The sequence below is a fragment of the Parerythrobacter lacustris genome (assembly GCF_024626475.1).
GTDB lineage: Bacteria > Pseudomonadota > Alphaproteobacteria > Sphingomonadales > Sphingomonadaceae > Parerythrobacter_A > Parerythrobacter_A lacustris.
The window spans coordinates 1-527 of sequence record NZ_JANKHH010000009.1 but is presented as its reverse complement, the minus strand read 5'-3'; the positions used below and the strand labels follow the sequence as shown (position 1 = coordinate 527).

General features: G+C 57.7%; 1 pseudogene. It reads right to left on the bottom strand.

Features of this window, described 5'->3' with window-relative positions:
* A pseudogene (locus NSO95_RS15240) lies at positions 1-450 on the bottom strand (IS5 family transposase); the annotation flags it as partial.
* Between the last annotated feature and the right edge of the window lie 77 nt (positions 451-527).

The window sequence follows — 527 nt, the reverse complement described above, 5'->3', positions numbered from 1 at the left end:
TGTGGTCGCTCATCTGGCCTTCGGTGAGCATCATCATGATGGGGCGACCTTCACCGTCGCACACGGCATGGAGCTTGGAGTTCAAGCCGCCCTTGGTGCGCCCGATACATCGGGGAAGAGCCCCCCTTTTAAGAGGCTTGCCGCCGTTCGGTGAGCCTTGAGGTGTGTCGCATCGATCATGATCCGGTCTGGCTCTCCGGCTTTACCCGCCAGCTCGACAAAGATGCGGTTGAACACGCCAAGGCGGCTCCAGCGGATGAACCGGTTGTAGATCGTCTTGTGCGGCCCGTAGGATCGCGGTGCATCACGCCACCGCAGCCCGTTCTTGATGACGAAAATGATCGCCGACACAATCAGCCGGTCATCGACCCGCGGAATACCATGCGATAGCGGAAAAAATGGCTCAATCCGGCGCATCTGCGCCTCGCTCAGCAAATACGGATAATCCATAGCCAACGCCTCCTTGACGCTGCCATTGAATCAACCAACCATGCCTCTTGCAAGCGATTTAATAGGTCCTGACCCTA